12 protein-coding genes are annotated in these 10,507 nt (G+C 57.6%); 4 read left to right on the forward strand and 8 right to left on the reverse strand.

The window, feature by feature from the left end; genetic code table 11:
• Nucleotides 1-10: 10 nt before the first annotated feature.
• The 4 genes from Q0864_RS08670 to Q0864_RS08685 form a co-directional block, all read right to left on the reverse strand.
• Complete coding sequence (locus Q0864_RS08670; RefSeq protein WP_298568087.1) at nt 11-928, reverse strand: prephenate/arogenate dehydrogenase family protein; 918 nt, start codon at nt 926-928, stop codon at nt 11-13.
• Entirely contained in the window at nt 925-2,064 is a 1,140-nt protein-coding gene (gene hisC / locus Q0864_RS08675; RefSeq protein WP_298568089.1) for a histidinol-phosphate transaminase, read from the reverse strand. Before hisC ends, Q0864_RS08670 begins: the two co-directional genes overlap by 4 nt.
• Nucleotides 2,065-2,246: 182 nt before the next feature.
• On the reverse strand, nt 2,247-2,867 hold the full coding sequence (rpsD, locus tag Q0864_RS08680) for a 30S ribosomal protein S4 (protein WP_298568092.1): 621 nt from the start codon (nt 2,865-2,867) through the stop codon (nt 2,247-2,249).
• A 165-nt stretch (nt 2,868-3,032) separates the two neighbouring features.
• Nucleotides 3,033-4,094, reverse strand: coding sequence for a Hint domain-containing protein (locus tag Q0864_RS08685; RefSeq protein ID WP_298568095.1), 1,062 nt, complete (start codon nt 4,092-4,094; stop codon nt 3,033-3,035).
• Nucleotides 4,095-4,286: 192 nt separating this feature from the next.
• Here Q0864_RS08685 and Q0864_RS08690 point away from each other — a divergent pair, with 192 nt between their 5' ends.
• Nucleotides 4,287-5,450, forward strand: a complete 1,164-nt coding sequence (locus Q0864_RS08690) for an alpha-hydroxy acid oxidase (protein WP_298568097.1) — start codon at nt 4,287-4,289, stop codon at nt 5,448-5,450.
• A 50-nt stretch (nt 5,451-5,500) separates the two neighbouring features.
• Here Q0864_RS08690 and fliP read toward each other — a convergent pair whose 3' ends face one another.
• From fliP to fliF, 4 genes are read right to left on the reverse strand one after another with little or no spacing between them, the layout of a single operon-like run.
• On the reverse strand, nt 5,501-6,241 hold the full coding sequence (gene fliP, locus Q0864_RS08695; RefSeq protein WP_298568098.1) for a flagellar type III secretion system pore protein FliP: 741 nt from the start codon (nt 6,239-6,241) through the stop codon (nt 5,501-5,503).
• A gap of 17 nt (nt 6,242-6,258) precedes the next feature.
• Entirely contained in the window at nt 6,259-6,549 is a 291-nt protein-coding gene (locus Q0864_RS08700; protein ID WP_298568099.1) for a FliM/FliN family flagellar motor C-terminal domain-containing protein, read from the reverse strand.
• Nucleotides 6,542-7,150 (reverse strand): flagellar biosynthesis protein, encoded by a 609-nt coding sequence (locus Q0864_RS08705; protein ID WP_298568101.1) that lies wholly within the window; start codon nt 7,148-7,150, stop codon nt 6,542-6,544. The genes Q0864_RS08700 and Q0864_RS08705 overlap by 8 nt, the downstream gene beginning before the upstream one ends.
• 14 nt (nt 7,151-7,164) lie before the next feature.
• Complete coding sequence (gene fliF / locus Q0864_RS08710; protein WP_298568102.1) at nt 7,165-8,811, reverse strand: flagellar basal-body MS-ring/collar protein FliF; 1,647 nt, start codon at nt 8,809-8,811, stop codon at nt 7,165-7,167.
• A 127-nt stretch (nt 8,812-8,938) separates the two neighbouring features.
• On the opposite strand from fliF, the gene Q0864_RS08715 reads away from it, so the two are divergent.
• From Q0864_RS08715 to Q0864_RS08725, 3 genes are read left to right on the forward strand one after another with little or no spacing between them, the layout of a single operon-like run.
• Nucleotides 8,939-9,436 (forward strand): flagellar basal body-associated FliL family protein, encoded by a 498-nt coding sequence (locus Q0864_RS08715; RefSeq protein ID WP_298568105.1) that lies wholly within the window; start codon nt 8,939-8,941, stop codon nt 9,434-9,436.
• 15 nt (nt 9,437-9,451) lie between these two features.
• Nucleotides 9,452-9,841 carry a hypothetical protein gene (locus tag Q0864_RS08720; protein WP_298568107.1) on the forward strand — a complete coding sequence of 130 codons (390 nt, stop codon included), beginning with the start codon at nt 9,452-9,454 and terminating at the stop codon, nt 9,839-9,841.
• On the forward strand, nt 9,838-10,455 hold the full coding sequence (locus tag Q0864_RS08725) for a hypothetical protein (protein WP_298568109.1): 618 nt from the start codon (nt 9,838-9,840) through the stop codon (nt 10,453-10,455). The genes Q0864_RS08720 and Q0864_RS08725 overlap by 4 nt, the downstream gene beginning before the upstream one ends.
• Nucleotides 10,456-10,507 lie beyond the last annotated feature (52 nt).

Genomic DNA, 10,507 nt, shown 5'->3' on the forward strand with positions numbered 1-10,507 from the left:
GTGGTGCGGCCTAGTCGTGTTTGCCGGACCGCCCGAAATCGGGCGCGTCGGTGTCTTGCCCGGCTTCGATAATACCACGGCGAATGGCACGGGTTCGAGTGAAATAGTCAAACAGCTCTTCGCCATCACCGGTGCGAATGGCGCGTTGCAGGGCGAAAAGCTCTTCCGTGAACCGGCCCAAGATCTCTAACGTCGCGTCCTTATTGTTTAAAAACACATCACGCCACATGGTCGGGTCTGAAGCAGCGATACGCGTAAAGTCGCGAAAACCCGCCGCCGAATACTTGATGACCTCGCTGTCGGTCACGCGCGACAAGTCATCTGCAACGCCCACCATGGTATAGGCAATCAGGTGCGGCGTGTGACTGGTGACAGCCAGAACAAGGTCGTGATGGTCTGCATCCATCACGTCAACATTGGCACCCAGCCCCTGCCAGAACGCGGTCAACCGGTCGGTGGCGGCTTGGGGTGTGCCGTTGGGGATCAGGATGCACCAACGGTTGTCGAACAGTTCGGCAAAGCCGGATCGAGGGCCGCTGTGCTCGGTCCCAGCCAAGGGATGGCCCGGGATGAAATGCACGTGATCGGGCAAATGCGGCGCAACGGTTTCGATCACCGCGCGCTTGACCGACCCGACATCTGTCAGAGTGGCCCCTTCGCCAAGCTTGGGTCCGATTTCCGAAGCGACGCCATCCATCGCACCGACGGGCACGGCAAGGACAACCAGATCCGCCCCGTCGACGGCCTCGGCGGCGGTGTCGACAATGCGGTCGCAAAACCCAAGTTCGCGCGCAGCGTCACGGGTTTCAACCGAACGTGCGGTTCCGACAATCTCGCCCGCCAAGCCAGCGCGACGCATCGCATGGGCCATCGAAGACGCGATCAGACCCAGACCGATCAAGGCGACACGGTTGTAGATGACGCTCATGTACCCTCCCCTTCCTCAAGCCTGTCTTCTTCCAGCAGCATCAACTTGGACCCCGGCGCGCCGCCTTTGAAGCGACCGATCATATGCGCCACCCGGCGACAGGACGCTTCGTCGCCAACCGTGATACGCAGGCAGTTGGGCAGGCCATAGCCGCCAACCTTGCGCACGATGATCCCTTGTTCTTGCAAGTAGGTGTTACAGGTCGAAGCCTCGTCCTCGCTGGCAAAGCGCGCCAGAATGAAGTTGGTGCAAGACGTGTCTGACGGCACACCAAATTCGGCCAGGGTTTCGGCCAGCCAGGACCGCAGCCGCGTATTTTCACGCAGACAGCGCGTGGCATGATCCCGGTCGCGCAACGCAGCTTCGGCCGCGGCAAGCTGAGGCATCGACAGGTTAAACGGACCCCGCACCCGGTTCAACACGTCGATCACGTCGGACGCGCCATACCCCCAACCGATCCGCAGCCCACCCAAGCCATACATCTTAGAAAACGTGCGCGTCATGAAGACGTTTTCGTATTTGGAGACCAGCGACGCCTCTCCATCAAAGCCGTCGACATATTCCGCGTAAGCTGCGTCCAAAACCAACAACACGTGATCGGGCAATTCGCGGGCAAGGCGCGCGAGCTCTCCGTGGCTTACCATCGTGGCCGTCGGATTGCCCGGATTGGTAACGAACACCAAACTGGTTTTGTCAGTCACACCTTTCAGGATTTCATCGACATCGACCATGCGTTCACGTTCCGGCACCATGACCGGTGTCGCACCTGCCGCCAACGCCGAGATCCGGTACATCGAAAAGCCATGCTCTGTGTGAATCACTTCAGTGCCCGGGCCCGAATAGGCTTGGCACAGGAACGTGATCACCTCGTCCGATCCGACACCGCAGATGATGCGATCAGGGTCCAATCCGTGGAAATCGCCAATGGCTTGACGCAGTGCGCCGTGATCCGTGTTCGGATAGCGATGCAGTTCGTGCCCGGCGCGCTGGAAGGCTTCGACTGCGTGCGGGCTTGGCCCGAACGGGTTTTCGTTCGAGCTTAGCTTGATGACATTGGCAATGCCGTCCACCGTCGAGGCGCCGCCCACATAGGGCGTGATCTGCATGATCCCCGGCTGGGGTATGATCTTGGCCATGAGGATGCTCCTTTGTCGAGTGATGTAGCGCGGTCACCAGACCCTGCAAAGCACGAAAGCAACGCGGCGAGAATTGTGCCCCGCGCTGAGGCTTCACTGCATCTGCGATTTCCAGCAACGCAAAAAGAAACCCGCCCAGATCCTGGGCGGGTTCCAAAACACTGCGATGTTGCAAGACTAGCTTAGTTTTTCGCGTAGAATTCGACGACCAGGTTCGGTTCCATCACAACCGGATACGGCACATCCGACAGGCCGGGAGTCCGGGTGAAAGTGGCGGTCAGTTTCGAATGGTCAACGTCCATATAGTCCGGCACGTCACGCTCGGGCAGTTGAACCGCTTCCAGAATGGATGCCATTTGCTTCGAACGATCACGCACTTCGATCACGTCGCCTTCTTGCACGCGATAGGACGGGATGTTCACTTTCTTGCCGTTCACACGCACGTGGCCGTGGTTGACGAACTGACGGGCTGCAAACACGGTCGGCACAAATTTGGCGCGGTAGACAACAGCGTCAAGGCGGCGTTCCAGCAGACCAATCAGGTTTTCACCGGTGTCGCCTTTGACACGCTCGGCTTCACCATAGATGCGGCGGAATTGTTTTTCGGTCAGGTCGCCGTAGTAGCCTTTCAGCTTCTGCTTGGCGCGCAGCTGCAGACCGAAATCCGACAGTTTGCCCTTACGACGCTGGCCGTGTTGGCCGGGGCCGTATTCGCGACGGTTTACCGGCGATTTCGGGCGACCCCAGATGTTTTCGCCCATGCGGCGATCAATTTTGTACTTGGCAGACGTGCGTTTGGTCACGGCTGGTCTCCTTCATAAAGATATCGAAGGGCGTTGTCCTTTGGCCGAAGCCCGACAGGCATCCCTTCGCAGGGGCCACCAACACCAATGAAAACCGGCCCCTCGCGGGACCGGATTGAGGGCTTATAACGCCATGAGTGAGGGAGTCAACGCCCCCGGCAGAACTTATGCCACGTGACCGCGCAGAATTGCCGTTTCGCCCTTGTTCAGACTACGTCGCGCAAAAGCGCCGTAGGCCATGGGGTCGTAGTCAAGAAGCGGAAAAATCTCGAGCAACCGGGCGCGTTGGCCCGCGTCGAGCATTTCAAGATCGGTATTGGCCGGGTGAAAGCTTTCGGTCGGCACGCCATTGGCCCAGACGACTTCGTGGTGTTCCAAAAGCACGTGGCAATAAACAACCTCTTTTGCCAGGCGATCGACCACCACGCGACGTTCATCCACCAGATCACGGGCGGATACCAAAACCTCGTCTTCGTTGAACAGGTCGCGCGCACGCGCACCGGTGATCAAAAGCTGGTGCTCTGGCGAAACGAGAAGATCCTCATCGGGTTGGCCCGAGCAAATCGCGCCGGCGCGCAGTCGGATTGGCCGCAGTTCGGGCATGGCAAACAGGCGCGCGCCAGAAATTCGGCGCCGTCCGACCCACAACACTTTCTGTGCGCCGTTGTCGCGTGTTTGAACGATGTCGCCTTCGGACAGGTGCTCGACCAGCGCTTCACCGTCGGCGGTCCGCAACCGGGTTCCCGGCGTGAAACAGATAACCCCTGTCGGCTGGTCGCTCAACCGGTTGACATAGCTAGGTTCCATTGAAGCGCGCACCACCCACAACTCGGTGTCGGACGGCGGCATTTGACCGACGAACATCAACAAGGGCTGCCTGCTTTTCGCATCAATCAATGACGCTATATAGCTGGCGTGACCGTCGGTGACTTCGAAGCCCATGTTCAACCGTGTGCTGTCAACCTCATGCGCCTCAATGGGTTGGGCCGGGTCCATCGCGGCCCCGACCAGGTTCTGCACCATATACGCCGCTCGACGACGCAGATCCTCTTCATCGCTAGTAGCCTCAAGGTCCAGAACTTCACGAGGCCCATCAACGCGCAACGGTTTCCCCGTCCAGCGCCAGCTTGCCCCGACACCAAGAGAGGCCACCGGTGCGCCCGGCAAACCATCCACTTCTGTCTGCGCCCATGAAATGACAAACGTGCCACGATAGCCCGTCTTCATGCCTGATACCTGCCATTTTTCTTTTTGTTTTTTGCAAACTACCACGGGTGATTCGCGTTGTTAAGGCTTTTGTCCCTACCGCGTCGCCCCTGTGCGTGGAATTTTCGATCCAAATTAGGCCGCGCCAAAGGTCCATTGCCAAGCAAAAGAACTGCTGGTAAGTTTTCTTTACCAATTTTTCAGGAGGCTGAAATGCCCGTCATCACCGAAATCGAAGACCTGCGCCGCATCTACCAGCGGCGGGTGCCAAAGATGTTTTACGATTATGCGGAAAGCGGCAGTTGGTCCGAGCAGACGTTTCGCGAAAACACTTCGGATTTCGAAAAGCTTTATTTTCGACAGCGGGTCGCGGTGGATATGGACAACCGCTCCACCCAGACCAAGATGATCGGGCAAGATGTGGCCATGCCCGTCGCGCTTGCGCCCGTCGGGTTGACCGGGATGCAATGCGCAGATGGTGAGATCAAGGCGGCACGAGCGGCCGAAAAGTTCGGCGTGCCCTTCACGTTGTCCACCATGTCGATCTGCTCGATTGAGGACGTGGCCGAAAACACCTCTGCGCCGTTCTGGTTTCAGGTCTACACCTTGAAAGATGACGACTTTATGCAGCGGCTGTTTGACCGGGCCCGCGCCGCGAATTGCACGGCCATTGTCATCACCGTTGATCTTCAGGTTCTGGGGCAGCGCCACAAGGACTTGAAGAACGGCTTGTCTGCCCCGCCCAAATTGACCGCAAAATCGGTCGCGAACATGATGACCAAGGTCCAGTGGGGCTTGGGAATGCTGGGCACCAAGCGTCGGTTCTTCGGCAACATTGTCGGTCACGCACAAGGGGTCGAAGACCCCTCATCGCTTCACACATGGACCGCGCAGGCTTTCGATCCGTCACTGGATTGGGACCGCATTCGACAGTTCAAAAAGATGTGGGGCGGTCCGATGATCATCAAGGGGATCATCGAGCCAGCAGACGCGATCGAGGCGGTGAACGCCGGTGCAGATGCGATCATTGTGAGCAACCATGGCGGGCGCCAGCTTGATGGCGCGCTCAGTTCCATCCGCGCATTGCCCGCTGTGCTTGACGCCGTCGGTGACAAGGTCGAGGTCCATCTGGACAGTGGCATCCGGTCAGGACAGGACGTTTTGAAAGCGGTCGCGATGGGCGCCAAGGGCACCTATATCGGCCGCGCATTCACCTATGGCCTGGGCGCGATGGGGGAAGAGGGTGTCACCAAGGCGTTGGAGGTGATCCACAAAGAGTTGGATATTTCGATGGCGTTCTGCGGTCACACCGACATCTCGACCGTGGATCGTTCAATTCTACACGTGCCAAAAGGGTTCTCAGGCGACTGGGAATAGCCCGACCCGGAACCAGTTGGGTCGCGTTTGGGCATCGCCAACCCTCGTTGCTAGAAATAGCTGCGGACCAAGGCGCCTGAAATCAGCGTCCAACCATCCGCAACAACAAAGAACGCCAGCTTGAAGGGCAGCGACACAATCGCGGGTGGCACCATCATCATGCCCATCGACATCAGAATGGCCGCGACCACAAGGTCGATGACCAGAAACGGAAGAAACACAAGAAAACCGATCTGAAAGGCGCGCTCGACTTCTGACAGCAAGAAAGACGGCACCAGCAAAGACATTGGCGCATCAGCACCGACAGTTACGCCCGCTGTTTGCTCACGAAGGGTTGCAAGATGCTCGAAGGTTTCCGGGTCGATCCGGTCTGCCATGAAAAGGCGGAAGGGTTCAATCGCGGCCAGAAACGCTGGTTCGATTTCCAGCTTGCCTTCGGAAAACGGCTGGCCACCCTGGGTCCAGGCCTCAACGAAGACGGGTTCCATAATAAAATAGGTCAAGAACAGCGCAAGGCTGATGATCAACATGTTTGGCGGCGACTGCTGTAGGCCGATCGCCTGTCTGAGAATAGACAGAACCGTGACGAGAAAGGGGAAGCAGGTGACCATGATGGCCAACCCCGGCACAAGGCTAAGCACCGTGAGCAGAACGAAAATCTGGATTGTTCGCGTCGCCAGCGACCCATCATCCCCGAGCGAGATGGAGATGTCCTGCGCACTGGCCTGACCGGAGGCGCCGATCCCAAGCAGGACCGCGAGCACTACAGCGCGAAGAAAGAGCGGTGCCATGAGGAACAACCTTTGCTTCACAATCCGGATTTGAGGTCTGCAACTTCGGTCAAACGAACGGCGAGCTGGCCTTGCGAGTCTCCGGTCAGCTCTTCCAGTTCGCCGCGTGCGATAAGCTGCCCGCCGACATAAAGCTCAACAGGATCGTCGATCTTCTTGTCCAAAGGCAGGACGGAATCCTGTGCCAGCTGCAAAAGCTCTTGCACTGTCGGGCGTGCGCATCCGACCGAAATCGTGACTTCGATCGGAACTTTGACGAACGGGCTTTTTGCGCCTTGAGCATCGGTTTCAGGTGCGGGTTCAGCCATAGTTGAATGCCTTCTCGTTGATGTCATAAACTGCTTCGACGGCATCTTTGATACGGTCGAGCGCCGAACTCAGGTCTATCCGCCGCTCAGCCGTCGGCGAACGAAGGTAGACCTGACCCTCGGGCAATGTGCTTTCTTCCACGATTTCAAATGGAACCGCATTTGGGTGCTGCATCAGGTGATCCAAAGCCCCACGGCTGGCGGGTGAAACCAAGACTTGGATAGGTGAATCGGCGGCTTGCTCCGCCATCGGGATCAGCTCTTCGTTGATCACCTGCCCCAATGCTTCTTGAATGGCTTTTGGAAGAACCGTTTCCACCATCGCAGTCAGCAACGGCTCCAGTGTTCCAAGGACGTGACTTCGTGCTTCCTGAAAGGTGAACCCTAGATCTTGAAGGTTGCGTGCGAACTCGGCTTCAACGCGTTCTTTTTCGTCGGTATTGGCTTTCGATGCGTCATCCCAGCCCGCCTGATAGCCCGCGGCATAGCCTTCCAGGCGTTTGCTCTCCAGATCAGCTGCCGTTTGATCTGTATCTGATGAGTGTTCGTTGCCCCGCAGATCACTTGAAACACGCGCATCTACAGCGCCGAATTCCTCCAAGAACACGCGCGCGCTCATCGCGCCACCTCTTCATCATCTTCCATCCAACCGCGCAGAATCTCGACCGTTTCGGACTGACGCTCGGCAATCAGGTTTCGAAGTCGCTGAACAGGGTCATCCGAACCAGTGTCATCGTCGCCGAAATCAATATCCGACACGACTGCCATTTCGGGGGGTGCAAAGTCACCATCGTCGATCTCGCCAGTAAAAGCTGGCAGTGGCGCGATCTCTTGGGTTGCGGGCAGCATAGAGGTATTAGCGCGGTCTTGAGGCAGTCCCGGCAACGCAGCAGCGCCCGTCGCCCCCTGATCGATTTTTCCTTGCGCTGCAAAGATAGGACGCAGAACGAACAAGCCAAGAACGAGGCTCACAACCGCCAAGAAGGCCATCTGCACCAACGAGGTTACATCAAGGTCAAGCCCCGCCAGAAGTCCGGCCGATGGCGCCGTCCCATCGGCGACGATCGCTTCGAACCGCATTGTCTTGATTGTAATTTGATCGCCGCGCCCTTCGTCAAAACCAACCGCCCCGGCCACCAGATCGCGCAAGCTTTCCAACTCGTCGGCGGGGCGAGGCTCCCAGACTTCATTGCCGTCAGCGTCGGTCGTTTTTAAGCCGTCAACCAATACTGCCACCGTCAGCCGTTTCACCGCACCTGGTGATTTCACAACTTCTCGTGTAGTTTCAGAGACCTCGTAGTTAATACGCTCGCGGCTTTCTGACGTGTTCGATGACGAATTTCCACCACCCGCTGCGTCGCCTTCCGGCAGGTTCGAAGCCACGGTAACGCCGGCGTTCGCGCTGTCCTTGGCTGTGTTCGATGTCTCTTGTGTGTCCGTCGAGATAGCGACGCGGCTTTCGGGATCAAAGCGGCGTTCCAAAATGGATTCCTGCTCTGTCGCGGTCTCCAAGTTCAGCTCGACGACGGCATTTCCGAACCCGACTCGCGCCTCGATCAATCGTTCGACATTGCGCTTCAATTGGGCCGCCCGGTCAGAGGCCGCCCCAGAAAGATTTTCGGTTTCATCACCACTGCCCAACAGCCCACCGCGACTGTCGATAATCGATACCCGATCAGGCGACAGCCCCGGCACAGCCGACGCGACAAGGAATTTCAGCGCCTTGACCTGCGCAGGTGCCAAGGTGCCGCTGGACGTGGTCGCGGTAACCGAGGCTGAGGGTTCGTTGCGCTGACGAAACTGTTGGGAGGAGACATTTCCGATATGCACGCGGGCATTCTGAATGAGTGGGCTTGCGACGATTGTGCGTGCCAGTTCGCCTTCCTTGGCGCGCCAATAGGCGGCATCGAACATCTGCGATGTCGTTCCAAACCCGCTTAATCCGTCAAGCAATTCGTAGCCTTGACCGCTATTTGCGGGCAGACCTTCGCTGGCCAACGTCATACGCAGGCTGTCGCGTGCGGAATCGTCGACCAAGATCGAGCCACCGCGGATTTCATAGGCAACGCCGCGTGCTTCAAGTGCGTTGACGACATCACCCGCGGCCCCATTTTCCAGACCGGCATACAGCAGTGTCATCCGCGGGTTCGTCGCTATACGGGACAAACCAATCACCGCAGCGAACATCGCAAGCGTGGCCAACACGACGATCACGCGTTTTTTCATGTCCAGGGCGGTCCAAACCGAAGTGATCTGCTGCAAGACGTAACTCCTTTCACGAGCGGGCTTCTGCCCCCGTCACTGAATGCCGTTATCGTCAATCGCCCTTAACAATTGGTTAGTGCCCAGAGGTTTATAACGATTCGAGACAAGAAACTTGGATGCACTCATGGCAGAACCGGAAACCAAAGAAGACACCGCAGACGAAGCACCTAAAAAATCTTCCAAGAAGGGGCTTCTTATTGGGTTGGTGTTGGCCCTTCTCCTTGGCGGTGGCGGGTTTTTTGCGGCCTACACTGGGGTCGTTGGCAGCGCCTTCAGCCAAGAAGATGCGCATACGGAAGATCCGCAATTGACCGATCTTCCGCTGGTCGCATTCGTCGAAATGGAACCGCTTGTCGTTTCATTGGGAAAGTCAGGTGCCACGCGCCACTTGCGCTTCCGCGCCTCTCTAGAGGTCGTGCCAGGTCACGAAGCGGACGTGCAAAATGTGCTGCCGCGCGTGGTGGACGTGCTGAATTCGTATTTGCGCGCGGTTGAACTTCCGATGCTGGAAAACCCAGCCGCTCTTATCCAGCTGCGTGCGCAAATGCTGCGCCGCATTCAATTGGTAACCGGCGAAGGTCGCGTGCGGGACCTGCTCATCTTGGAATTCGTCCTCAACTAAGAAGGAGGGACACACATGGATATCCTCGCAGACATTCTTTTGGGCCTCGGTGCTCTTGGTGCGGCTGTCTATTGTCTGGTGCTGTCCAGGCGCCTGCGTCGCTTCAACAATCTACAAAATGGCATGGGCGGTGCGGTGGCGGTTTTGTCGGCACAGGTCGATGACATGACGAAAACGCTGGACAAAGCCCGATTGGCCGCAGGCGAAAGCGCCGCCGTGCTGGGCGACTTGACAGAGCGCGCGGAAAGCTCTGCGCGCAATCTGGAACTGATGATGGCCAGTCTACATGACATTCCCGACCACACTGAAAACCACGACGCAAGTAGCGATAGCCAGGCGCAGAACCATCAGGAAGACGCTCCACCACTGTTTTCAAGCAATCGGGTGCTGGAGGCTGCAGAATGAATCGTCCGGACAACCCCGACAGCCCGCCAAGAACATCGCGGCGCAAATCCACGAACCGACGCATACTGCTTTTTCTGGCCATCATGTTGGCCTCCTCCGGGCTGGTTCGATTGGGGCCTTTGGGTATGGCTGTGGCAGATGATGTAACCACCATCCTGAAAGGCACTTCAGCTGAACCCGTCGAAATTGACAGCTGCAAGAGCGACGCAGATATCGAACGGCTGTTGGCAGCCCTGCAAAATCGCGAAGCTGCAGTTGCGAAACGAGAGACTGCCCTTGAAGATCGCCTGAAGGCTTTGTCTGTCGCCGACGAACAGATAGCGCGTAAAATGGATGCCTTGATCGTTGCTGAACAGAAATTGGCTGCGACGATGGCGACTGCCAAAACAGCTGCTGCGGATGATCTGAACGGGCTGACGACCCTTTATGAGAACATGAAGCCCAAACAGGCCATTCCTCTATTCGAGGAAATGGCGCCGGAATTTGCTGCAGGATTCCTGTCGCGTATGAAAGCGCCTATTGCGGCTCAGATCATGGCTGGGTTGAAGCCTCAGACCGCTTACGCGATCAGCGTTGTGTTGGCAGGCCGGCATACAGATGTGCCGACGAACTGACCAACGGTCGCGTTTTATTAACCCAGTGATGTCATGTTGAACCCGAACAAGC

The organism is uncultured Aliiroseovarius sp. (assembly GCF_947497285.1).
Taxonomy (GTDB): Bacteria; Pseudomonadota; Alphaproteobacteria; order Rhodobacterales; family Rhodobacteraceae; genus Aliiroseovarius.